Origin of the sequence: Thiothrix unzii, assembly GCF_017901175.1 — a bacterium.
GTDB lineage: Bacteria > Pseudomonadota > Gammaproteobacteria > Thiotrichales > Thiotrichaceae > Thiothrix > Thiothrix unzii.
In genome coordinates this window covers 1,187,934-1,211,956 of record NZ_CP072793.1, presented here as the reverse complement: position 1 = coordinate 1,211,956, position 24,023 = coordinate 1,187,934, and the positions used below count along the sequence as shown (strand labels likewise).

The window sequence follows — 24,023 nt, the reverse complement described above, 5'->3', positions numbered from 1 at the left end:
AGATAAGGTGAGAGATACCATGCATAGATTACGCCATGATTGGCAAATCGAAGAAGTTGAAACATTATTGGCAATGCCATTCAATGACCTACTTTTTCAGGCACACAAAACACACCGGGACAATTTCCCGACAAACCGGATACAAACCAGCACCTTACTAAGCATCAAGACTGGTGGCTGTTCGGAAGATTGTGGTTACTGTTCACAAAGTGCCCGACACGATAGCCCCGTGCAACATCATCACCTGCTGCCGCTGGATGCAGTGACAGCGGCGGCCAGCACCGCCAAGGCACAAGGTGCAACACGATTCTGTATGGGGGCTGCATGGCGCAACCCGGCAGACAAACATCTCGGAAAAATTCTCGTCATGATACAGGCTGTCAAGGCACTTGGAATGGAAACCTGTATGACATTGGGAATGTTGACGAGGGAACAGGCGCAACACCTGAAACAGGCTGGACTGGATTACTACAACCATAATCTTGATACTTCACCGGAGTTCTATGCTCAAGTTGTCACCACCCACACTTATCAAGAACGACTGAACACCCTAGAGAATGTACGCTCCGTAGGTATTAAGGTTTGTTCAGGCGGGATTGTAGGAATGGGGGAAAACCGACAGGATCGTGCCCACCTGCTGCTACAACTAGCCAATCTTGCGGAGCATCCAGAATCTGTACCCATCAACAATTTGGTGGCGATGGAAGGCACGCCACTGACCAATGCCCTCGGCATTGATCCTCTCGAATTTGTGCGTACAGTAGCCGTAGCACGAATCCTGATGCCCAAATCTTGGGTACGCCTATCCGCAGGGCGTAAGCAGATGAGTGACGAAATGCAGGCATGGTGCTTCTTCGCCGGGGCAAACTCAATTTTTTATGGTGACAAGTTGCTGACCACAGACAATCCCTCGACTGACCAAGACCAACAACTGTTTGCACGTTTGGGACTCGGCATATATGCTACTGAATACTTGGCTGGATGAGCTTAAACTAGTTCAAGGGGCATGAGCGGGTGTCACTTGCAATGCCTGTTTCCGCACTCGTTGGATGACTTTGCCGATGGTGCGTGGGAAACTTGCCAGCAGGGTATCAAACTCCACCCCATCCAGCATATTCTTGGTGCGCAAGCCCAGATCGGTATCGCCCTCAATCAGCAAGCGGCGGTTGAAAAACAGCGTATCCGGATCTTCCAGCCGCATCGCTAAACGGATGAAATCCATCAGCGTGGCAGTAAATGTCACATCCGCCTCTTCCGCCGCGTGTGCCTGCAAGCCAGAACGCCCCACCGCAAACCCAAGCCTGATACCAAGGTCACGGATATGGACGCAAAAACGCCGCCCTTGCAGCGCATCCCACTCCAGCTCTTGCAAGCTTTTCCACACCGTCAGGTTGAAAGCACTGACGAAAGCCAGCGAAGCGGGGTAGGCAGGCAAGCGCGTCAGCAACTTTACCAGTGTTGCGGGAGGTGTTAGTGTCATCATTATTTTCCTTTAAACAGTGACGGGATTTAAACCCGCCGTTCCCAACCAATACCCGTCGCAAGCGGGGGCAGGCAAATACGTTGCCAACTGTGTTGCGGCTTGCGCAGCGGGTAACTCACCATCCAGCGCGGCACGGAAAGTTGCCACCACCTCTGCCATACCCTGTCGCTGTGGTGACAGGCGCAAGGCGGTAACGGGTGTTCCCACCAATTCGCCCAAATGGTGGACGAGTGAATGCACTTTGCCCGATTGGGTTTGCGTACCATTGATAGCGAGGAAACCTTCACCTTCGCGGGTATTCATGGCCAAGCCGTCCGGGTGGTCGATACAGCGGAATTGGCAAGCATCTTTCTGCAAGTTGTAATGGCGGGCGGTAAAGCAACGCGATGAGAAAGCCAATGGCAAACGCCCATAAGCAAACACTTCCGTTTCCATCGTCGCCGGAACGGGCATGGCAGCCAGCATGGTGCGTGGCATTTCGACGGGAGGTATCCAACGCACTGCCCCCCAACTTGCCAGCAATGCCAAGGTGTCGGGATTGTAAACGTTTAAGGCAGAACCTGCCACAAACGGCATTCCCTCTTCAAACAGTAGTCGTACTGCTCCAAATTCGTTGGCTTCCACGCGAAAAGGGCCATTATCCACGATCTTACGCAATGCCTTGAGGTCGGATTCGGATTCGATCAAGGTCTGGGTAGCAAGCACCACTTCCTTGCCCGCACTGTTCAGCCGTTCCGCAATCCCCAACCAATCATCAAGGCGCAATTCGTGGCGGCGGGAGCACACAGTTTCGCCCAAATACACCGTGTCCACCGCCCAATTTTCTACCTGTTGGTAGAAAGATAGCACCGTCTGACGCGGCCAATAATACAGCAAAGAACCCAGTGTGAGTTTGATAGCAATTGTCATAGGTCATTTCCACGGGCGGTAATAAGCACCGAGGGTGTGCATACTGCCCTCGGAAACCTTGTCGAGTTGTGCCAACCACGCGGGTTGTGCTTTAAAGCCTTGCGGGTTGCGCTTCACTGCATCAATTGCGGCACGCCACACTTGGGTGACTTGGGCAACATAGGCGGGGCTGCGCTGGCGACCTTCGATTTTGATGGCGGCAATGCCGAGGCGGTGCATATCGGGCAACATTTCCAGCGTATTCAGGCTGGTCGGCTCTTCTAGCGCGTAATAGGTTTCGCCTTGCACTTCAAAACGACCTTTACACAGCGTGGGGTAGCCTGCTTTTTCGTGGTCGGTGTAACGGTCAATCAGCACTCCATTGAGGCGGGTCTCCATGCCTTGCGGGGTTTGTTGCCAGCGTACCGCATGACCGGGGGAACACGCCCCAAAGGTATTGGGTGAATCACCGCACGCATAAGACGATAACAAACACCGCCCTTCCACCATCACACACAAGCCGCCGAAGCCGAACAGCTCGATTTCCACTGGGGTGTGCCTTACCACGTTTTCCACTTGTTGCAGCGATAACACACGCGGTACGACGGCACGTTGGATACCGAAATGTTCGTGGTAGAAATTGATGGCTTCGTAATTGGTTGCCGAGCCTTGCACGGAAAGGTGTAGGCGTAATTGCGGGTGGTGCTTTTGCGCATACGCCATCAGACCGGGGTCGGCAAGAATAATTGCATCCAAGCCCGCGCTGGCAGCGGTATCCACCGCTTGTTGCCAGCGTTTGAGCGTGGCAGGCTGCGGAAAGGTGTTGAGTGCCATCAGTACTTTGCGGTTTTTGGCATGAGCGTAGCGGATACCTTCCGTCAGTGCTTTGGCATCAAAATTCAGCCCGCTGAAATTGCGGGCGTTAGTATTGTCTTTCAGACCGAGGTAAACGCCGTCTGCACCGTGGTCTACTGCTGCCTTGAGAGCAGGCAAGCTGCCAGCGGGGCAAATGAGTTCGAGTAGTGGTTTGGGCATGGGTATTTTCGCTGTGGTTAATGGCATCACTTCATACACTGATAACGCAGGAAATATATTGATTCAAGTCAAACTATCCGCCAGTCATCGACATAAACCGCAACACCTGCGTTTGCGTTTGGTTGAAGTTATGCTCCAGCGGCTTCAGCCACAACGCCTTGCGGATCACTCCTTGCAACGCCACATCGCTAATCCCCGCCCGCAATAACGGACGCAATGCCACGCTATGTTCCTGCCCCAAACACAAATACAACGTGCCATCCACACCCAGCCGCACACGGTTACAGGTAGCACAAAAATGCTGCGAAATTGGCGTAATAAATCCAATCTTCAACCCCGTATCACCGATGGTGTAATACTGTGCCGGGCCACCGCCCTCCATGATCGACGGCAACAAATTGTAGTGTTCCGCCAACCGTGCCTTAACCGTTTGCAGGCTCAGGTAATACGAATCGCGGGCATTGCGCCCCGTTTCACCCATCGGCATGGTTTCAATAAAACGTAGGGTGAAGCGGTGTTCCAGACAGAATTCCACCATATCCAGCACTTCGTCGTCGTTGATGCCCTGCATCACCACCATATTGATTTTGATGGGGGCAAACCCAGCGGCTTTGGCTGCCATCAAGCCTGCCATGACTTTATCCAACTTGCCTTTGGTAATGAGTTGAAAGCGTTTAGGTTGCAGGCTATCGAGACTGACATTGAGACGGGAAATGCCTGCCTGCTTGAGCACCAGTGCGTCATGCACTAGTCGGTTAGCATTGGTGCTTAAGGATAAATCGGTAATACCGGGTAATGCTGCCAGCCGCGTTGCCAGTTCGGGCAAGCCCTTGCGCACCAACGGTTCACCGCCCGTTAAACGCAACCGACTCACGCCTAGGGCTGAAAAAGCACTTACAACTCTTTCAATTTCATTGAATGTTAGCCAATTATCAGGAATCTCGTAGCTGTTAAATGCCTCTGGCATACAATAGAAGCAACGCAAATCGCAACGATCAGTTACGGATACCCTTAAATAACTGATAGTGCGTCCAAAAGGGTCAACGAGTCCTTTGTCCATATTAACCTCAGAGTAGTTCATGGAACGGAATGATATTGACTATCTCACCCGCGTTTACGTCGCCTGCCAGCAAAGGCAGAGCAATAAAACAGTTTGCGGTACTCATGGAGCTTAGGATGTGTGAACCTTGCATCCCCGTACTGCGAACGTGCCATTGCCCTCGTACATCCAAATGGCAAACACCCCGCTGGTAGTCCTTTCTCCCCGGTGCTTTCTGCAAAGGTGTATCACAAATAGCTGAGTATTCAGGAAGTTCGATCATCGTTTCCCCTCGCAGCTTCAGAATGGCGGCACGAGTAAATAACAGGAAAGTCGCCATCACTGATACTGGATTACCGGGTAAACCAAAGAACAGGCAGCGGTCATTGAGCTTACCGAACGCCAGTGGCTTGCCGGGTTTGACGGCAATTTTCCAGAAATCCACCGTGCCAGTCTTACGCAAGGTATCCGTCACATAATCGGCATCCCCTACAGAGACACCACCGCTGGTAATCACCACATCAGCAAGTTGGCTTGCCTGAGCAAAAGCGTGTTCTACCGCTTCTTGCTGATCAGGGATAACCCCCAGATCGAGGATGTCTACATCCAGCTTGTTCAGCATCCCGAATAGGGTATAACGGTTGCTGTCATACACATCACCCGGTTGCAGGACTTCACCGATACCCTTGAGTTCATCGCCAGTGGAAAAAAAGGCCACACGTGGACGGCGTAACACATCCACTTCGCCAATGCCTTGCGAGGCCAGTACCCCAAGGTCAGCAGCATTCAATTTTCGTCCAGCAAGTAAAACTGCATCCCCAGTACACAAATCCTCACCGGGATGACGGACATTAGCCCCCGGAATGGGAATTCGTTGCAGGGTCATGATGTCCCCTTCTCGTGATACATGCTCCTGCATCACTACCGTATCGGCATCGGCAGGAACCACTGCTCCTGTCATGATGCGTATACATTGACCAATATCCAGTGAGTCGTGGAAAGGATGCCCAGCCATTGAAACACCCGCTACATAAAATGCCTTGTGAATATCTGTATCAATGTGTCGAAATGCATAACCATCCATCGCGGAATTGCGGTGAGAGGGAACGTCCATCCGTGCCAGTAACGGATCTGCCAGAATACGCCCCAATCCTTGCCGTAAACCAACGCGCTCCTTCGTGGTAATGGGCAATATGGCTTCCAAGATACGAGCCTGAGCTTCCTCAACACTGAGCATCAGTTGTTTTTTGTCGAATGATTGTGGATTGACATTCAATTCAGGCATTGTTTTCTCCTTGAAAAAATGGGCGATATTGCTATCGCCAACACCCACGACCAGTGACTACATTTGCTGGTCGGTTCGGAGGGTTAACCACGAAAAATAGAATTATTAAAAACGGGCGGTATTGCTACCGCCCGCAACCCCTGACTGGTGGCTTACATCCAGTCAGTTTCGGAGGGTCTAACCAAACTTTTCTTCTTGAAAACTACAGGCGGCGTTTAGTACGCACCACTTGATAAGCACGGAACAAGTACGGCACAGGTGCGCTCCATACATGAACCAAACGGGTGAACGGGAAGAACAGAAACACCGACATCCCGAAGAACACATGAACCTTGTAAACGGTGTCCACATTGCGGATCAGTTCCGGCTCAGGTTGCAGGATCAAGATACTACGAATCCACTCACCCAATACCAACATGGTGCTAACATCACCTTTCACCGCATGACCGATGGAAAACGGCACAGTCAGCAACCCAAAGCAGGCAGTAATTACCAACCAACCCAAGATATTGATGTCCATCCAGCGGCTCGCGGCGCGTACCCGCTTATTGAACATCCGCCGCTGCCACAGCATTGCGCCACCGGCAACCACTGCACCACCGAATGCCAAGCCTGCCAAGATCGCAATCCACTGGTGCGCAAGATCCGAAATACCCAACCCTACCCACAAGCCATGTGGCAGAACCATCCCTGCGACATGCCCGAAGAAAATCCCCAAAATACCGACGTGGAACAAATTGCTCATCAGCCGCATATTCTGTTTGGACAGTAACTGACTCGAGTCACTTTTCCAAGTATATTGCTCATGGTCGAAACGTATCCAGCTTCCCAACAGGAACACGATGGTGGCGATATAGGGGAATACCCCGTATAAAAATGTATGTAAATCAAACATGGGTCATTCCTCCCTTCATGCCGCTTTTGCAGTAACAAGCTGGCTGCGTTGTTCAATCAGGCGGATTAGCGGTGCATAAGGGCTTTCCACTTTCTCCAGATTCAGGGCAAGCTGGCCCAGCACTTTGACCCATTGACTCAGGAACATCTTGGCTTCGTCCTGCTCCAACTGGCTGCTGAATTCCAGCATCAACGGCAGGTAATCCGGCAGCTCATTGGCTGCCAGTTCCAGACCGTATTCTTTGTAGAACTCACTCAAGTCGATCAGTGCAGGCCCCCGGTTTTTGTCATCCCCAAACAGGTGATGGCTCAGATGCAAGGCATTATCAGGAACCATGTCAAAAGTACGCACGTATAATGCTTGCCATTCGGTCATATCCTCCCAGTGCAAATGGGCAAGAAAGTTGCCCACCACCTTGCGTTCCCCTTCCGGTAGTTTTTCCAGTTGCGCCCAGATTTCGGGTAAAGCACTCTGCAATTCAGCCGTTGGGTAATCCAACAACCTTGCGAGTAAACGGTAAAACATGGTGTACCTCCTATGGCTTCAACTTGGACAAGGGTTGGATAACGCAGACTTCCACCGTTTCCTTGCGCCGTTCAGGGAACAAGGAGGTTTTGGAAATGCCTGCGGAAGAGTCGTTGCCGAAGGTGAAACCGTTCTGCCCTTGGAAGGCGTAGAAGTCTTCCAGCCGCACTTCCTCATGCCCGGTGGGGATGACGAAACGGTCTTCATAGTTGGCAATCGCCAGGTAACGGTACATTTCCTTGGCTTGGTCTTCGGTGATGCCCGCCGCATCCAGTGCGCGGGTATCAGCAATGCCTTCCACATGCACCGAACGCTGGTAACTGCGCATTGCAATCAGGCGGTTCAGGGCACTTTCCACTGGCGCGGTTTTGCCTGCGGTCAGCAGGTTGGCAAGGTACTGGATCGGGGTACGCATCGTGCCTGCCAACGGGATTGCACCATCGGGGCCGACGGGGAGGTTACCTTGGTCGATCTGCGACTGTACTGGGGAAAGCGGTGGCACATACCACACCATCGGCAGGGTGCGGAATTCCGGGTGCATCGGGAACGCAATCTTCCAGTCAATCGCCATCTTGTAGATCGGTGATTTTTGCGCGGCGATGATCCAGTCTTCGTTAATGCCTTCAGCGCGTGCGGCTTCGATCACCTTAGGGTCGTTGGGGTCGAGAAAGATGTTGCACTGGGCTTCGTACAAGTCCTGCTCGTTCTGGGTGCTTGCCAGCGTTTCGATCTTGTCCGCGTCATACAGCATAATGCCGTTGTAACGGATACGCCCAACGCAGGACTCGGAACACACGGTTGGCATCCCGGATTCCACCCGTGGGTAGCAACCGATGCACTTTTCTGCCTTGCCGGATTCCCAGTTGTAGAACACCTTCTTGTACGGGCAGGAGGAAATACACATCCGCCAGCCCCGGCATTTGTCCTGATCCACCAGTACAATGCCGTCTTCCTCACGCTTGTAGATCGAACCGGATGGGCAAGCCGCCACACACGCCGGGTTCAGGCAATGGTTGCAGATACGCGGCAGATACATATGGAAGGTGTTCTCGAACTGGCTGTACATCTCCTTCTGGATGCCATCCATGTCCACGTCCTTGCTACGCTTGGAGTATTCGCCTGCAAGGTCATCTTCCCAGTTTGGCCCCCAGTGGATTTTTTCCATCGTCTCACCCGTAATCTGCGATTGTGGGCGGGCAGTTGGGGTGGCTTCCAGCAACGGTGCATTCTGCAAATGTGCGTAGTTGTAGGTGAACGGCTCGTAGTAATCGTCAATTTCCGGCATATCCGGGTTGGCGAAAATGTTCAGCAGTTTGGACTTGCGGTCGCCTGATTTCAGCTCCAGCTTGCCGCCTTTGAGTTCCCAGCCGCCTTTCCACTGGTTCTGGTCTGCCCAGTTTTTGGGGTAGCCGATACCCGGTTTGGATTCGACGTTGTTGAACCACGCATATTCCACGCCCTTACGGTTCGTCCACACGTTCTTGCAGGTGACGGAACAGGTATGGCAACCGATGCACTTGTCCAAGTTGAAGACGAATGCGAATTGTGCTCTGACTTTCATGTAAATCTCCTTACTTGGGGCCGATGCCGTTGGGGTTGCGTTGCGCTTCGCGGGCAGGGGTGAGCGGACGTTCCAGCCAGTCCACGTCCTTGTCTGCGATCTTGTGCAAAGCCACCATCGTGTCGCGTTGGCAACCGACCGTGCCGTAATAGTTGAAGCTGTACGCCAACTGCGCATAACCGCCGATCATATTGGTCGGCTTGACCAGTACGCGGGTCACGGAGTTCAAAATACCGCCGCGCTTCCCAGTGGAAGGCGAACCCGGTACGTTGATATTCTTCTCCTGTGCGTGGTACATCATCGCCATCCCGCGAGGGATACGCTGCGACACAATCACCCGTGCCACGGTTGCACCGTTGTGGTTGACCGCTTCCACCCAGTCGTTGTCTTCCAGCCCAATGGTTTTGGCATCGTCTTCCGCCACCCACACGTAAGGCCCGCCCCGGAACAGCGTCAGCATCCGCAAATTGTCCTGATAGCTGGAATGGATGCCCCATTTGGAGTGCGGGGTAATCCAGTTCAGGCTCAGGTGCGGCTTGTTGAGGACAGCAGCAGGCAAACCTTTAAGCTCACCCAAATCCACCATCGGCTTGTAGGTACAGAAACCTTCACCGAAATCCAGCATCCACTCGTGGTCTTGGTAGAAATGCGCCCGTCCGGTCAGGGTGCGGAACGGGATGTGTTCGTGGATATTGGTGTAACCGGCGGTATACGACACGGTTTCAGACTCAATCCCCGACCAGGTAGGCGCGGTAATGATCTTGCGCGGCTGGGCTTGGATGTCGCGGAAGGTGATCTTGTCCTCGTGCCGTCCGGCGTACAGGTGGTGATGGTCAATGCCGGTCTTTTTCGACATCGCTGACCATGCCTTGTGCGCCACTTCGCCATTGGTTTCAGGAGCCATGCGCATCACCGAATCACACACGCTGATGTCTTCTTCCAGCGACGGCATCCCGAAGGAAACGCCCGGTTCTTTCACCGTGTAGTTGCACTTCTTCAGCTCTTCGTATTCAGCTTCAGTGTTCCAGTCCACACCCTTGATGTTGTTGCCGAGTTTGATCATCAACGGCCCTAGGGCGATGTACTTTTTGTAGGTGTCACCGAAATTACGCTCGACCACTTTCAAGATCGGCATGGTTTTACCCGGAATCGGGGCAACGCCGTCACGCTTCCAGTCAACTACCTGCCCAAACGGTTGCGCCAGTTCCATCGGTGAATCGTGCTGCATCGGCAGGGCTACCACGTCCTTGCGTGTACCCAAGTGCTTTTCTGCCAGTGGCGAGAAAGTCTTGGCAATCGACTTGAAAATTTGCCAGTCAGACTTGGATTCCCACCCCGGTGATACCGCTTCTGCCAATGGGTGGATGAAGGGGTGCATATCGGTGGTGTTGAGGTCGTTTTTCTCATACCACGTCGCCGTTGGCAGGATAATGTCGGAATACGCGCCAGTGGAATTGAGGCGGAAGTTGATGTCCACCATCAAGTCGAGCTTGCCGATGGGCGCATCTTCGTGCCACTTCACTTCCTTGTTGGCACGCCCGGAACCGCCTTCTTGCAGCACGCCGTTTTGCGCACCCAGCAGGTGTTTGAGGAAGTATTCGTGACCTTTGGCAGAAGTCCCAATCAGGTTGGCACGCCATACGAACAGGTTGCGCGGCCAGTTGACCGGGTTATCCACGTCGGCGAATGCCACATCCAACGAGCCGTCTTGCAGCTTGCCAACAATGTGTTTGCTGATGCTGGCTTCATCGGTTGCCCCGGCTTTTTCAGCCTCAGCCACCAACTCCAGCGGGTTGGCATTCCAGTGCGGCGCGGTTGGCAACCAGCCCATGCGCGAAGCAGCCACGTTGTAATCTGCCAGCGAGTAGCCCTTGTTCTTGGCTTTCCCGGCAGGTGTCAACAGCGTGTCAGCGTCGAGGGTTTCGTAACGCCACTGGTCGGTGTGGAAATACCAGTACGAGGTGGAGTTCATGTGGCGCGGCGGACGCTGCCAGTCAAGCGCGAAGGCAATCGGTGCCCAGCCCGCTTGCGGACGCAGTTTTTCCTGCCCGACATAATGCGCCCAGCCGCCGCCAGATTGCCCTACGCAACCGCACATGTGCAGCAGGTTCATAATGGAACGGTAAGCGAGGTCGTTGTGATACCAGTGGTTGATTGCCGCGCCCATGATGACCATCGACTTGCCCTTGGTCTTGGAAGCATTGTAGGCAAACTCGCGCCCGGTGCGCTCAATGTCCGCCGCTTTCACGCCCGTGACTTTGGCTGCCCATGCCGGGGTATAAGCCACGCTGGCATCGCTGTAATCTTTGGCAACATTGCCACCGCCTAAGCCACGGTCAATGCCGTATTGGGCAATTTGCAGGTCGAATACCGAAGCCACCAGCGCGGTTTCACCATTCGCCAGCGTCACTTTGCGCACGGGTACATTGCGGAACAGCAGGTCAGGTTCGTCATGGTTGAAATGCGGGAAGCCAACGGAAACCACTTCGTCTTGGTGTCCGACGCAAGTCAGTTCGGCTTGAATATCGCTCTGGTCAGCGGCATTCTTGGGCAGTAAGTTCCATTTGCCATCCTCACCCCAACGGAAACCGATAGAACCGTTCGGGGCAACAAATGCCTTGCTCATTTCGTCAAAAACAATGGTTTTCCAGTCCGGGTTATTGGTTTCACCCAACGCGCCGTCAAAGTCAGAAGCGCGGAGCAAACGGTCAGATACAAACGTACCGTTTTCGTGTGAGCGCAGCATCACCTGCATCGGCAGGTCGGTGTAAGTGCGGGCGTATTCTTGGAAGTAGGGGTCTTGACTGTTGATGTAGAACTCTTTCAGCGCGACGTGACCCATTGCCAGAAACGCGGCGGCATCCGTGCCTTGACGTACTGGCATCCATAAATCGGCGGCTTTGACGTATTCGGCGTAGTCCGGTGCCATTGATACCACTTTCGCACCCTTGTAACGCACCTCGAAAGCAAAATGCGCATCCGGGGTACGGGTCATCGGCAGGTTTGCACCAGCAATAATGATGTAGGTAGAGTTGTACCAGTCGGCTGATTCCGGTACGTCAGTCTGCTCGCCCCATGTCTGAGGGGAAGCGGCTGGCAAGTCGCAGTACCAGTCATAAAAAGAACCGCAAGCCCCGCCAATGAGGGACAAGTACCGTGAACCTGCGGCGTAGGAAATCATCGACATCGCTGGAATCGGGGAGAAACCGTAAATACGGTCTGGCCCCCATTTCTTGATGGTGTGGATGTTGGCAGCAGCAGTGATTTCCGTTACTTCTTCCCATGTTGCCCGCACGAAACCGCCCAAACCGCGCACCGCCACATACTTTTGGCGTTTGTTTTCATCGGCTTGGATCGCTGCCCATGCATCCACCGGATCTTTGCCGCTGCTGCGTTCGGCGCGATACAAGTCGAGCAAACGACCCCGGATCAGCGGGTATTTGATACGGTGCGGGCTATACAGGTACCACGAAAACGAAGCCCCGCGCTGGCAACCACGCGGTTCATGGTTAGGCAGGTCTTCGCGGGTACGCGGGTAATCGGTTTGCTGCATTTCAAATGCAACCAAGCCGTTCTTGACGAAAATCTTCCATGAACAGCCACCCGTGCAGTTTACGCCGTGGGTGGAACGTACCACCTTGTCATGCTGCCAGCGGTGGCGATAAGAATCTTCCCATTTGCGGTCTTCAATGGTCATAACCCCGTGACCGTTAGAGAAGCTTTCCTTCGGGCGGGTGAAATACATTAAGCGGTCTAGAAAATGGCTCATGGATCAATGCTCCCCTTTGGTTCTACGGATTCCTGCTAAGCGATTGCCCTGCTTTTGCGGGCCGCCTTTAGGGAATATTTCGTGTAAATAATGGTTGGTGGCGAACTCTTCGCCCCATGCTTGCTTGAAGTGCTTGAGCATGTCACGCACAGGGGCTTGCACGCCGTGTTCCTGATGGTAGTTGCGCAGGAACTCAATGATTTCCCAATGCTCATCGGTCAACACCAAGCCTTCACGTTCGGCGAGGGCTTCCACGAAACCTTCGCTCCAGTCATCCATGTTCTGGATGTAACCTTCCTGATCGGTGAGGATGGTTTTGCCGTCTACTTCCAACGCCAAGGTATAAATCGCGTAAGGGTTGGTTTGCAGATTGTCGTCGTATTGTTGAATTGCCATAGCTATTTCCTTGTCTTAGCCCCTCGCCCCTTGAGGGGTTGGGGTGAGGGGTTTCTTAAGGGTTCTTAATCTCGCTGCTGCTACGTAGGTAGAACCACCAGTTCAAAATCAGGCACAGCGCGTAGAAAATCGCAAAGCCGTACATCGCGTTTTCCGGCGTACCCGCTTTCACTTGCGCCCCGATCACCACCGGTGCAATGAACGAACCGTAAGCCGCTACTGCTGAAGTCCACCCCAACACAGGGCCTGCTTGCAAACGGTCAAAAATCACCCCAACCGTGCGGAAGGTCGAGCCATTGCCCAAACCGGTGGCAGCAAACAGCAACACGAATGTCCACAAAAACGGCTGGAAGTAAATTTCGGGGGTAGCCGATTGATAAGCCTGCATCATGATGTAACCGGCATACGCCGACGCGCCCACCATCACCAATGAAATCACTTGCGTAACGATAGAGCCGCCCACTTTGTCAGAAATCCAGCCACCAACCGGACGAATCAACGCACCCACGAAAGGGCCTATCCATGCGTAAGTGAACACCGAAATAGCGTTAGGGTTTTTTGCATGTACCCAAGCTTGGGTCGCCGCATCAAACACATGGGTATTACCGAAAATGACCTTGATCGCCAGTGGCAATGCCATTGAAAAACCGATGAACGAACCGAAGGTCAGCAGGTACAGCACGGTCATTGACCAAGTATGCTTATTGTTGAAAATGGCAAATTGCTTGCTGATATTGGCTTTCATCTCACCGAAAGCCGCTAATTTCATAATGCCCAGCGTTGCCACAATGATCAGCGGCAGTGCTATCCACATATTCAGCAAACCCAAACCCGTGGGCGCAGGCAGGTACAAATACAAGCCAACCGCAGTGGTCAAAAATGCCAAGCCATACAGCCACAAAATTTTCACGAACGCCGCAAGCGTGCCGCCAATTGCCGGAGAAATCGGTAACAGGTTATTCATGCCAAAGAAGCCGAAGAACGCCAGCGGAATCAGGAATACCAGCCATACAAAGCCCGCGTTTTGCACCCACGTTTCTGTGCCTGCCAAAATTTTGCCAAGAATCCAGCCGGAATCTTTCATCAAAGGCATGGAATCGCCACCCAATGCGCCAAACACGCCCATCGTCATCACCAGCGGAATCAGGATTTGCATGGTAGTCACACCAAAGTTACCCAAACCCGCGTTCAAACCCAGTGCCGTACCTTGCAAACGCTTGGGGAAAAACGTGCTGATATTGGACATGGAACACGCAAAGTTACCGCCACCAATCCCGGACAAAAATGCCAGAATCTGGAAAGTCAGCAGTGGAGTTTCCTTGTTTTGCAGCGCAAACCCTGTGCCGATAGCCGGAATCATCAGCAGTGCGGTGGTCAGGAAAATGGTATTGCGCCCACCTGCCAAGCGGATAAAGAAAGAAGCCGGAATCCGCAGGGTCGCGCCTGCCAAACCGGCAATTGCCGTCAAGGTAAACAACTCTTCGTCTTTAAACGGAAAGCCCAGATTGGACATCTGTACGGTGATAATCCCCCACATCAGCCAGATGGCGAAACCCATCAGCAGGCTGGGGATCGAAATCCACAAATTGCGGTTGGCAATCTTCTTGCCGGTGCTTTCCCAGAACGTGGTGTCTTCCACGTCCCAATTTTTAATATCAGTCATCAGGTATTCCTCGCATTAAAGGTTTGTGGTGAGGGATTTTTCGTGTAAATCGGCATGAACCGGGCGAACTTCGGTGAAATACATCCACATCAGCGACACCCACACCACCCCGAACATCAGCATGAAGGCGGAAGAGCGAATGCCGGTGAGATCCACCAATGCGCCAAACATAATCGGCATCAGGAAACCACCCAAACCACCCGCCAAGCCCACCACGCCGGATACCACGCCAATGTTGTCGGGGTAATCGTCGGATATGTACTTGAAAACCGAGGCTTTACCGACAGCGAAGACTACGCCAAGGGTGAATAGGATGATGGTGAAGACGGTCGGGGTTAGACCCATGTGAAAGGTTTTTGCCCCATTCAGGGTTTGAATCGTAATGTCACTTTGCGGGTAAGACAGGAAGAACAAACACACCAACGAAACCCACAATACCCACCAAGTCATGGTGTGTGCGCCGAGTTTGTCGGAGAAGTAACCACCGACCGCCCGCAACACCCCGCCGGGGATACTGAACGCGGCTGCCAAGAACGCGGCGGTTTTCAGGTCGAAACCGTATTCGCTGACATAATATTTGGTCATCCACAGTGCCAACGCTACATAGCCGCCAAACACGATGGAATAATATTGGCTGTAACGCCATACTTTGGGGTCTTTGAACGCAGCGAGCTGTTCGCGTACCGTGACGGATTTACCGACCTTGTGACCCGGTTCACTGAAGGTGAAAAACCAGAACACAATCGCCGTAACCAACATCAGCACCGCGTAAACTTGCGGAACCATTGTCCAGCCATACCCAACGACAATGATGGGTGCGAGTAATTTGGTGACAGCCGCGCCGGTATTGCCTGCGCCGAAAATCCCCATCGCCAAGCCTTGGCGTTCTTTCGGGAACCATCGGGCGCAATAAGCAATCCCGACGGTGAATGAACCACCCGCTACCCCGACAAACAAGCCGGTCACGAGGAAATGCCAGAATTGGGTTGCCTGCGAAATCATCCAAATCGGGAATACCGTGGAGAGCATCAGGATGAGGAATACGATGCGCCCACCGAATTTATCTGTCCACATCCCCAGCGGGACACGGATCAATGAGCCGGTCAGTACCGGTGTTGCGATCAAAATCCCGAACTGGGTTTCGTTCAAACCCAAGGTTGCTTTGATAGGAATCCCGATGACGGCAAACATCATCCAGATCATGAAGCACACGGTAAAAGCCAGCGTACTCATGATGACGACCGACCATGCCTTGTATTGCTGCGTTGCCATAATTCACCTCGTGACGGAACCATAAGTGGTTTCAAGGCGATTCTATGCCGATAAAATCCTAATTCCAGTGGGGGTAATGACTGAGGAAAGAGACTAATTACCACTTTAGTGGTAGTGGTGTAATTATTTAATGCATTGTTTTATAATAATATTTTATTGAAGTCACAAACAAATGCAGAGTGCAGTAGCGCAAAAGTGGTACGCCTTTATTTTTCACACCTCCCACCCCTAAATATATTAACCTAGAATCGAAGTGCAGCATCCAATAACAACACTAGGAAACCCACCGCGTGAACCGCATTCTGTGGAAAAAACTCCAAAATTCCTTGCTGCTACGGCTGGGCGGGATGATCGCTGCCATCACGGTTCTGGCGATTGTCGGCATGTCCACGTCATGGATGGTCGCGGAAACCACCCAAGGCAACGGCGAAGCCATCAACGTCGCTGGAAGTTTGCGGATGCAAAGTTGGCGCATGGCATCCCTCTACCAACGCATCCTGCATGACCCCAACCCCACGCACCGCAGCGACTTGCAACAAGCCATCCAACGCTTTGAAACCGATTTAGCGGCGGACTCGATCCTCTCCGTATTGCCCACCGACGAAACCACCCCGCTCAAGCAAGTGTATCGGCAAGTCGAAAGCGGCTGGCAGCAACGCATCAAACCCGACCTGATTCCCTTACTGACCACGAGCACCACCACCTCCGCCGATGCCGCATTGCTCGATGCCATTCCCCAATTCGTTGCGCACATCAATGATCTGGTCAAGCAGATTGAAGAAGCCACCGAAGCCAAGATTTTGGTGTTGCGGGTGATTTTGGGTGTTGCCGTGATTGGCACGATCCTCGCCGTGATCCTCTCCATTTACTTGGTCAACAACATTTTTGTCACCCCGCTCAAAGGGCTATTGGGGCTAACCGACCAAATCCGCCAAGGCAATCTCGCGGTACGCACCGACCTTGCGGGTGAAGACGAAATCGGGCAACTGGGACGAGCTTTTGACCTGATGGCAGAGGATCTCTCCAAACTTTACCAAGACCTTGAAGCACGGGTCGAACAAAAAACCGCCGAACTTACCCGCAGCAATCGTTCACTGGATTTACTGTACCGCTCCATCACGCGCTTACACGGCATAGCCCCCGACCGCGATGTCTTCCACAACGTGTTGAAAGATGCTGAAGCGGTGTTGGGCTTAGGCAATGGCACGATTTGCCTCAAAGAAGACAATGACCAACAAGGCGATGTCGTCGCAACTACTTCCAGCGATGGCAAAAGCCCGCTGTGCCAACGCGCCAACAGTTGCGCCGAATGCCACGACCCGCACGCCGCCCGCATGGACACGCTCCCCGACGGTCGTCAAATCTTGCGGATGCCGCTCACCGATGCCGAAAAACGCTACGGCATGTTAGCTGTCGATGTCCCCGCCAACACCACTGCCGAACGCTGGCAAGTGCAATTACTGGAAGCATTATCGCGCCACATCGGTGTCACCATTGCCTCCGAACAACGCAGCGAACAGCACCGCCGCGTTTCCCTACTGGAAGAACGCGCCGTCATCGCCCGCGAATTGCACGATTCCTTGGCACAATCGCTGGCCTATATGAAAATCCAAGTCAGCCGCTTGCGCACGGCGGTAAAAAATCCGGCGGATGTCACAGAAGTTACCGCTGCACTGGAAGAATTGCGCGAGGGCCTCAATAGTTCCTACCAGCAATTGCGCGAACTGCTCTCCACCTTCCGTTTGCGCATGGAAGACGATGATTTAGGCATGGCACTGGCACAAACCACCACCGAATTTGCCGAACGCGGCAACTTACCAATTACGCTGGAGGTTAGTTTAGGCAACCTCAACCTGACCCCCAACGAAGAAATTCACCTGCTGCAAATCGTGCGCGAAGCCTTATCCAACACCCTCAAACACGCGCACGCCAGCCAAACGTGGGTGTCGTTGCAGCGTCAAGACGATAACAATAGCCTGCAATTGCGCATCGAAGATGACGGCGCAGGTATCCAAAAAACCGCCAACCTGCACCATTACGGCATGGCAATTATGGACGAACGCGCCCGCGCCCTGCATGGCATACTGCAATACCTGCCGCGTGCTGGTGGTGGCACTTGCGTACAACTCGATTTCACCCCCAAAACAAGGATTGCCCATGCCGCTTGAAACCCCGCAAAGCCTGCTGATCGTGGACGATCACCCCCTGTTTCGCAAAGGCGTGCGCTATTTGGTCAATATGGTGCCTGATTTCATCATTGTCGGCGAAGCCTCCTGCGGGCAGGAAGGCATCGACATGGCGTTGGAACTTGCCCCCGACATGATCTTGCTCGACCTGAACATGAAAGACATGAGCGGCATTGAGGTATTAAAAGTCATCAAAGCCTCTGGCAGCGATGCACGGGTGGTGATGCTCACGGTTTCCGATCAGGCGAGTGATTTGGTGGCAGCGTTACGCGCAGGTGCAGACGGCTATTTGCTCAAGGAAATGGAACCTGAAGATTTGGTGGAAAAGCTGGCGGAAGCGGCGGCGGGACGTATTACCCTCACCGAACGTTTGATCAACTTGCTGGCACACGCGATGCGCCACGACGCGATTCACCCCAAAACGCCTTCAGAAGCAGGCTTGACTGAACAGGAACAGCGTATTCTGGAGCGCGTCGCGGCGGGTAAAAGCAATAAGTTGGTAGCGCGGGAACTGGGCATTACCGAAGGTACGGTCAAAGTTCACGTCAAGCATTTACTGCGCAAACTCAACCTGCGGTCGCGGGTGGAGGCAACAGTGTGGTTTGTGGATCAGCAGAAGTGAAGCGCAAAATGTCGGAACGGGTGACTATCCCGACGACTTGCCGTTGATCATCAACAATCACAAGGCGCGTTACTTGATAACGGCGCATCAGCTCCAACCCCTCTTTCAGGGTTTGCTGAGGTTCGGCACTAACCACGGAACGGATCATGACTTCACCTACAGTACTCGAGGGACTGGTTGAGATCGGGTGTGGGTGTAACCACGAATCAGAGACTGTAAACTGAACTGTGTAACTGCTATATAACGTGAATCCCAAGAAGGAGCAGTAACATGGAACGCCTCGACCCGAAACTCATGGATGACTTACTCAGCGATTGCAAAACGCCTGCTGATGTCAAAAACCTTTACAGCCAGCTCTTGCAGCGGATGATCAACCGCAGCTTGGAAGCCGAATTGGATGTGCACCTAAACTACGACAAGGGTGAGCGTAGCGAAGCCGGGCAACGGCGCAGCAATACCCGTAACGGCAAAGGCAACAAGACCATCAAAGGCGAATTTGGTGAGTTGCAGGTAGAGACACCGCGTGACCGTGATGGCAGCTTTGAGCCGAAGTTGATACAAAAACGCCAAATACGGTTAGCAGGGATGGAAGAACACATCCTGACGCTGTACGCCAAAGGCATGACCACCCGCGACATCGAAGACACGATCAAACGCCTGTACGGGGTGGACATCTCGCATACGCTGATCGCGGAAGTAACCGAAGCCGTTCAGGGCGAAGCTAAAGCGTGGCAGACGCGAGCACTGGATAATATCTACCCGATTGTCTGGCTCGATGGGATTGTCGTTAAAGTTCAACAAGATAAGCAGGTCATCAATAAATCAGCCCATGTGGTATTGGCGGTCAACTTACGCGGTGAAAAGGACGTGTTGGGCATCTGGTTGGCAGAAAATGAAGGTGCCAAGTTCTGGTTATCGGTCTTGACGGAACTACGCCACCGGGGCGTACAAGACATCTACGTGGCGTGCATGGATGGCTTAAACGGCTTGCCTGAAGCCGTCAACGCGGTCTTCCCAAAACGCTGACCCAGTTGTGCATGGTACACATGGTTCGCGCCAGCTTGCGCTACGTCACCGCCAAGGATACCAAAGGTGTGGTCGCTGCCCTCAAGCGCATTTACCAGTCCAGCACTGCTGAAGAAGCCGAACACGAACTGGAAGCCCTCGACACCGAATGGGGTAACAAATACAAAGCAGTCGTGCGTCTATGGCGCGGTAACTGGGCGAATGTCATCCCGTTTTTCCAGTTCCAGCCGGAGATCCGCAAAGTGATTTACACCACCAATGCGATTGAATCCCTGAACATGAGTTTGCGCAAGTTTACCCGCAACCGGCGCATCTTTCCCAATGACAGTTCAGCCCTCAAAAGCCTGTATTTGGCGGTACGCGAAGCCTCGCAAAAGTGGTCGGTCATTCACCACTGGAAACCCGCTTTGCAGACTTTTTTACTTATGTTCGGTGAAGAGCGGGTTCCGCTCTCCGCCCTATGAAAAACGTGTTACACAGTTTATTTGACAGACTCACGAATCAAGGGCTTTTTTCATCCGTGAAGTTTGGGCAGCCCTCACTGGCACACCAAAACCTGCCATCAAATCACCTTCAGTAATAATGCCTACCAGCATCTTATTTTCCACTACAGGCAAACCGCTGATACGTTTTTCCAACATTAACCGCGAAGCTTCCATCAAGAAAGCCTCAGCACTTATTGTGATGGCAGGTTGCGCCATTAAGGCTGACAACGGGTAAGCCGCTTTTTCACGGATAACGGAATGAGTCACAGCAGATTGATAAATCGACCATAGTTCATCGGGCAATATACTGGGTTCTTCACTGTAGCTTTGTAAAGCAGCAATAAAGTCCTGTTTTTCCAACGTCATGGCGGTATCCTCGTAATTTATCGCGTGACTTGCGGATACCCTAGCCTAACCATCATTATTCCGTGGGACAATTACACTTTGGACGTAACCGAACTACCACGTAGGTGGTATTTTATTGGCTTGAAAAATAAACTCCTAAAAATTGAAACGAGTATCGTGTGCAAGAAATGCCGTCAGCTCATCCGTGCTCTAACATTTAGCCCTTTCGGATAAGTCCATTCCCTTATCTTTCCATTGCCCTTAACAGCCCTTTAATCCTTTTGCCCTTTCCCTTTGTTTTCCTTGTGCATTGTCCAAATTCGTTTGACTTGGCTCTCGCTACATCCCGCTAATTCAGATGTTCGGGAAATACTGTTTCCAGCTTGGCGCAGGGCAATGATGCGCTCATGCAAATTGGTATCTGGTTTCCGCCCTGTGTACTTGCCTGTTAGTTTGGCAAGTTCAATGCCTTGCCGTTGGCGTTCTCTACGATCTTCGTAATCATCTCGTGCCATTTGTAGAGCCAGTTTGAGTAGCATGTCTTGAACTGACTCCAAAACAATCTTTGCTACCCCTTGGGATTCGGCAACCAGATCAGACAAATCCACGACACCCGGTACGGCAAGTCTTGCTCCTGTTGCCCGTATAGAAGCAACCAACTGTTCTGCTTCAGGAAGGGGGAGTCGACTGATACGATCAATTTTTTCGGCGACCACAATTTCACCAACTTGTAAGTCAGAAATCATCCGCAGAAGTTCTGGTCGGTCAGCGCGTGCACCAGATGCTTTCTCACGATAAATGCCAGCAACATAACAACCACTGGCACGGGTAGCGTCAACAATCGCTGACTGTCGGGCAAGGTCTTGTTGCTCAGTGCTTACCCGCATATAGATACGCGCAATTTTCATACTGCTGGCTCATTTGGGTGGTTAAAAGCAAGGTGGTCAATTTAAGTTGCACATCTATTCTATTGGCCACCCAAATACTGCATGGCTCATTTGAGTGTACTCATTTTAACCTATTTCATCCATGAATTGTCTTTAAATATTAATATATTTATGAGACACTCGGAGTATAACATGATAAGCATGGTTACAATTGAGCTACTGGTTGCAACTTTAACTCTTTAAGTGTAAGACCTCTGTAAAGTGGCTGCGGCGGTGTTTCTCCACAAGTTGCAGCTCTTTTTATTGCTATCAGCTTCAACCTAGTTGAAGCAAGAGAGAGTTAGATCGTGAAACGCTCCATTTTTAAAGAAAATAAACGCTATACCTTTAGCGATTATTTCGACATGACCGCACCGACGGATGAGATTGTGGCAGAGTTTGGTTACAGCTTCGGCATGGAGATGCTGGAATTACCACAAGTCGCTCACCCTAATCCAGAAGCTGTCCAGCGTTTGAATGAATTGTACTACGCCATTCTTCCGCGCATCAGTCTCACATCGGAAATGGCGAAACGCGAATTTCTGATTGCGCCTTTGATTCTTGAAATTGCACGGAACACAACCGCCAAGATTAACGTGGAATACCTGTTGGATGTCAGTGACAAGCTCAGTGGCTCACTTGACTATTTGCTGCGTTCCACTCAAGAGTTGATTGTGATCGAAGCCAAGAAAAAAGATGTGGACAGCGGCTTCAATCAATTGGCTGCGGAAATGATCGCCCTTGATCAGTATCACGACAGAGAAGCCAACATATTATACGGGGCAGTGACATTAGGTGACATCTGGAAATTTGGCACGCTGGATCGTAAGCGTAAGCACATTGCCAAACATATCCGTACCCAAACCATTCCTGATGATACAGAAGAAGTGTTCAGTATTTTAATGGGGATCGTGGGCTAACGATGAGAATACAGGTCACTGAGGCTGGGAAATGGACATTGGATGCGCCACAGCAGGTATGGCGCGGTGAAGATGGCAAGGCTGACAGCGTACTGCAATCGGCCTTATTTGCTGGGCAAGCGATGTTAGTGGTCAAGGAAAGTGATGACACCGTAGGCTTTAGTTTGCGTTATTTGGGATTTAAGGCAACCGGATTCATGACGATGACGGCGGCAAAACAGAGCGCACCAGACTTTGCCCAGCGCGTGTTGGGACGAATGTTGAATATGACATCAAAATGAATATTGGTTATGCGCGATTCAGCACCACTGGGCAAAGTCTGGACATACAGCTAGAAAAGCTGCGGCAGTACGGTTGCGATACGCTGTTTCAGGAAAAGGATAATACGCTTGCCGAATTGGATGCGGTATTGGAATTTGTCCGGGAAGGTGATGCGCTGGTTGTTACTCGGCTAGATCGGTTAGCCTGTTCGCTGCATCACTTAGTTCAGGCTATGCTGGCCTTAGCCCATAAACAAGTGGGGCTGGTAGTTCTGGATCAGGGACTTGACAGCAGGAAGGCAAACTTGTACCAGACTGTATTGGCGATGGCGGAGTTTGACCGAAGCTTAGTCAATGAGCGCATTGCGGAAGGTGTGGCGAAGGCCAAGGCCGCTGGCGTGAAGTTTGGGCGTAAGAATAAATTGACTGCGGCAGAACTGAATGCGCTGCGGCAGGAGTTTCAAGCGTCAACCAACAAGGCTGAACTGGCAAAAAAATACGGCCTGCACCGTTCCAGCTTGTATAGGCTGGTGCAGGAAAATAATGGTGGGAATGAATAGAGGTTCATCATGGAAATCATACAATTGATTATAGGTTTGGCAAGCATCGTTCCCGTCGTTGCGGTTATATGGGCATTGCGTAAGGTGATGAAAATTTATGACATCACTGTTGATAGTAGTGGGTTTGATAAATATAAGCATGGTATCGACCCTTCTACAGGCAAATACGACTGCTATCCGAAATCATTCGATAACACATTTAAAACCCTGTTTAAGTGAGTGCATTTTTATCTTAAGGGGATTGACGCTGAGTGAAGCTACTATGCTGCAAAGCAGCTTCTGCGTCCGATTCGCTTTCCCAGTATTCAACCGATTCACGAGAAACAGGCATGGAATCCATGCTCGTTCCAATGTAGTAACCAGCACTGGATTTTAATACGGATAATTCCAGATCATAGCCCAACTGCCCTGCAATAAAACCCGTTGCATTCATGCCGTTGTTGCCCCACGTCGTTCTGTCAGCCCCGCTTTCCAGCCTTCATGTTGCGCCATTTTGTCTACCATGCTGGAGAATTGTTGGTCGCTTAACTCGCTGATCCGGGCAGATGGCGCAACCCCAGCAGCGGTGGCAATCACGGTGGCGTAACGCCCGGTATCGTTTTCATGCGGTGGGGCATACGCTGCGACCATACTGGCGATGGAGTGATCGCCGTACTTCCCGCGTAATAAGGCGACTCTCGCGGCATCACCCGTGGCTTTATCAGGGAACACTGCAAAGCGACCATCCGTGCCAATCGCGCCATGTTGTTTAGCGAATTTGCCGTATTCCAAGTTACCGGGGTTGTTGTTGCGCCAAGAGCGTGACCCGCCAATACGGGTTTCACCATCGGGGTAAGACACTTCTTTGCCCCGGCTAGTGGATACCACCGATGCAGCCCCTCC

24 protein-coding genes and 1 pseudogene are annotated in these 24,023 nt (G+C 52.2%); 8 read left to right on the top strand and 17 right to left on the bottom strand.

The window, feature by feature from the left end; all coding sequences use genetic code 11:
• Positions 1 to 19 precede the first annotated feature (19 nt).
• Positions 20 to 985 carry a biotin synthase BioB gene (bioB, locus tag J9260_RS06310; RefSeq protein ID WP_210220172.1) on the top strand — a complete coding sequence of 322 codons (966 nt, stop codon included), beginning with the start codon at positions 20 to 22 and terminating at the stop codon, positions 983 to 985.
• 12 nt (positions 986 to 997) lie between these two features.
• Here bioB and ubiT read toward each other — a convergent pair whose 3' ends face one another.
• The 12 genes from ubiT to J9260_RS06250 all read right to left on the bottom strand — a co-directional run bounded on the left by ubiT (position 998) and on the right by J9260_RS06250 (position 15,811).
• Entirely contained in the window at positions 998 to 1,480 is a 483-nt protein-coding gene (gene ubiT / locus J9260_RS06305; RefSeq protein WP_210220171.1) for a ubiquinone anaerobic biosynthesis accessory factor UbiT, read from the bottom strand.
• Between the two features lie 12 nt (positions 1,481 to 1,492).
• The gene (gene ubiV / locus J9260_RS06300) at positions 1,493 to 2,392 is read right to left on the bottom strand and encodes a ubiquinone anaerobic biosynthesis protein UbiV (RefSeq protein ID WP_210220170.1); all 900 of its coding nucleotides are present in this window, start codon (positions 2,390 to 2,392) and stop codon (positions 1,493 to 1,495) included.
• Positions 2,393 to 2,395: 3 nt separating this feature from the next.
• Positions 2,396 to 3,406 (bottom strand): ubiquinone anaerobic biosynthesis protein UbiU, encoded by a 1,011-nt coding sequence (gene ubiU / locus J9260_RS06295; RefSeq protein WP_210220169.1) that lies wholly within the window; start codon positions 3,404 to 3,406, stop codon positions 2,396 to 2,398.
• 73 nt (positions 3,407 to 3,479) lie between these two features.
• A complete protein-coding gene (moaA, locus tag J9260_RS06290; protein WP_210220168.1) occupies positions 3,480 to 4,466 on the bottom strand; it encodes a GTP 3',8-cyclase MoaA in 987 nt (328 codons plus the stop codon).
• 7 nt (positions 4,467 to 4,473) lie between these two features.
• A complete protein-coding gene (gene moeA, locus J9260_RS06285; protein WP_210220167.1) occupies positions 4,474 to 5,730 on the bottom strand; it encodes a molybdopterin molybdotransferase MoeA in 1,257 nt (418 codons plus the stop codon).
• 202 nt (positions 5,731 to 5,932) lie between these two features.
• Positions 5,933 to 6,625, bottom strand: coding sequence for a respiratory nitrate reductase subunit gamma (gene narI / locus J9260_RS06280; RefSeq protein WP_210220166.1), 693 nt, complete (start codon positions 6,623 to 6,625; stop codon positions 5,933 to 5,935).
• Between the two features lie 15 nt (positions 6,626 to 6,640).
• On the bottom strand, positions 6,641 to 7,150 hold the full coding sequence (gene narJ, locus J9260_RS06275; protein WP_210220165.1) for a nitrate reductase molybdenum cofactor assembly chaperone: 510 nt from the start codon (positions 7,148 to 7,150) through the stop codon (positions 6,641 to 6,643).
• A gap of 10 nt (positions 7,151 to 7,160) precedes the next feature.
• Positions 7,161 to 8,711: a nitrate reductase subunit beta gene (gene narH, locus J9260_RS06270; RefSeq protein ID WP_210220164.1), complete on the bottom strand. Its 1,551-nt coding sequence runs from the start codon at positions 8,709 to 8,711 to the stop codon at positions 7,161 to 7,163.
• A gap of 10 nt (positions 8,712 to 8,721) precedes the next feature.
• Entirely contained in the window at positions 8,722 to 12,480 is a 3,759-nt protein-coding gene (locus J9260_RS06265; RefSeq protein WP_210220163.1) for a nitrate reductase subunit alpha, read from the bottom strand.
• Positions 12,481 to 12,483: 3 nt separating this feature from the next.
• Positions 12,484 to 12,876 (bottom strand): TusE/DsrC/DsvC family sulfur relay protein, encoded by a 393-nt coding sequence (locus J9260_RS06260; protein ID WP_207253015.1) that lies wholly within the window; start codon positions 12,874 to 12,876, stop codon positions 12,484 to 12,486.
• A gap of 55 nt (positions 12,877 to 12,931) precedes the next feature.
• Positions 12,932 to 14,539 carry an MFS transporter gene (locus J9260_RS06255; protein WP_210220162.1) on the bottom strand — a complete coding sequence of 536 codons (1,608 nt, stop codon included), beginning with the start codon at positions 14,537 to 14,539 and terminating at the stop codon, positions 12,932 to 12,934.
• 15 nt (positions 14,540 to 14,554) lie between these two features.
• Positions 14,555 to 15,811: an MFS transporter gene (locus J9260_RS06250; protein ID WP_210220161.1), complete on the bottom strand. Its 1,257-nt coding sequence runs from the start codon at positions 15,809 to 15,811 to the stop codon at positions 14,555 to 14,557.
• Between the two features lie 290 nt (positions 15,812 to 16,101).
• Between J9260_RS06250 and J9260_RS06245 the strand changes: the two genes are divergently transcribed.
• Positions 16,102 to 17,979 (top strand): type IV pili methyl-accepting chemotaxis transducer N-terminal domain-containing protein, encoded by a 1,878-nt coding sequence (locus J9260_RS06245; RefSeq protein ID WP_246499368.1) that lies wholly within the window; start codon positions 16,102 to 16,104, stop codon positions 17,977 to 17,979.
• Positions 17,969 to 18,619 (top strand): two-component system response regulator NarL, encoded by a 651-nt coding sequence (narL, locus tag J9260_RS06240; protein WP_210220160.1) that lies wholly within the window; start codon positions 17,969 to 17,971, stop codon positions 18,617 to 18,619. Before J9260_RS06245 ends, narL begins: the two co-directional genes overlap by 11 nt.
• Here narL and J9260_RS06235 read toward each other — a convergent pair.
• On the bottom strand, positions 18,564 to 18,767 hold the full coding sequence (locus J9260_RS06235) for a CBS domain-containing protein (RefSeq protein ID WP_210220159.1): 204 nt from the start codon (positions 18,765 to 18,767) through the stop codon (positions 18,564 to 18,566). The genes narL and J9260_RS06235 overlap by 56 nt on opposite strands.
• Before the next feature lie 122 nt (positions 18,768 to 18,889).
• Here J9260_RS06235 and J9260_RS06230 point away from each other — a divergent pair.
• Positions 18,890 to 20,109, top strand: a pseudogene (locus tag J9260_RS06230) (IS256 family transposase).
• A 30-nt stretch (positions 20,110 to 20,139) separates the two neighbouring features.
• Here the strand turns inward: J9260_RS06230 and J9260_RS06225 are convergent.
• The gene (locus J9260_RS06225; RefSeq protein ID WP_210220158.1) at positions 20,140 to 20,496 is read right to left on the bottom strand and encodes a CBS domain-containing protein; all 357 of its coding nucleotides are present in this window, start codon (positions 20,494 to 20,496) and stop codon (positions 20,140 to 20,142) included.
• A 251-nt stretch (positions 20,497 to 20,747) separates the two neighbouring features.
• Positions 20,748 to 21,383: a recombinase family protein gene (locus J9260_RS06220; RefSeq protein ID WP_210220157.1), complete on the bottom strand. Its 636-nt coding sequence runs from the start codon at positions 21,381 to 21,383 to the stop codon at positions 20,748 to 20,750.
• 326 nt (positions 21,384 to 21,709) lie between these two features.
• Here J9260_RS06220 and J9260_RS06215 point away from each other — a divergent pair, with 326 nt between their 5' ends.
• Genes J9260_RS06215 through J9260_RS06200 form a run of 4 tightly spaced genes read left to right on the top strand, consistent with a single transcriptional unit; the run spans position 21,710 to position 23,360 of the window.
• A complete protein-coding gene (locus J9260_RS06215) occupies positions 21,710 to 22,321 on the top strand; it encodes a hypothetical protein (protein ID WP_210220156.1) in 612 nt (203 codons plus the stop codon).
• 2 nt (positions 22,322 to 22,323) lie between these two features.
• Positions 22,324 to 22,602, top strand: coding sequence for a hypothetical protein (locus J9260_RS06210; RefSeq protein ID WP_210220155.1), 279 nt, complete (start codon positions 22,324 to 22,326; stop codon positions 22,600 to 22,602).
• Entirely contained in the window at positions 22,599 to 23,141 is a 543-nt protein-coding gene (locus tag J9260_RS06205; protein WP_210220154.1) for a recombinase family protein, read from the top strand. Before J9260_RS06210 ends, J9260_RS06205 begins: the two co-directional genes overlap by 4 nt.
• A 9-nt stretch (positions 23,142 to 23,150) precedes the next feature.
• Complete coding sequence (locus tag J9260_RS06200) at positions 23,151 to 23,360, top strand: hypothetical protein (RefSeq protein WP_210220153.1); 210 nt, start codon at positions 23,151 to 23,153, stop codon at positions 23,358 to 23,360.
• Positions 23,361 to 23,373: 13 nt separating this feature from the next.
• Here the strand turns inward: J9260_RS06200 and J9260_RS06195 are convergent, their stop codons facing one another.
• Positions 23,374 to 23,574 (bottom strand): hypothetical protein, encoded by a 201-nt coding sequence (locus J9260_RS06195; RefSeq protein WP_210220152.1) that lies wholly within the window; start codon positions 23,572 to 23,574, stop codon positions 23,374 to 23,376.
• Complete coding sequence (locus J9260_RS06190) at positions 23,571 to 24,008, bottom strand: hypothetical protein (RefSeq protein ID WP_210220151.1); 438 nt, start codon at positions 24,006 to 24,008, stop codon at positions 23,571 to 23,573. The genes J9260_RS06195 and J9260_RS06190 overlap by 4 nt, the downstream gene beginning before the upstream one ends.
• Positions 24,009 to 24,023: the final 15 nt, after the last annotated feature.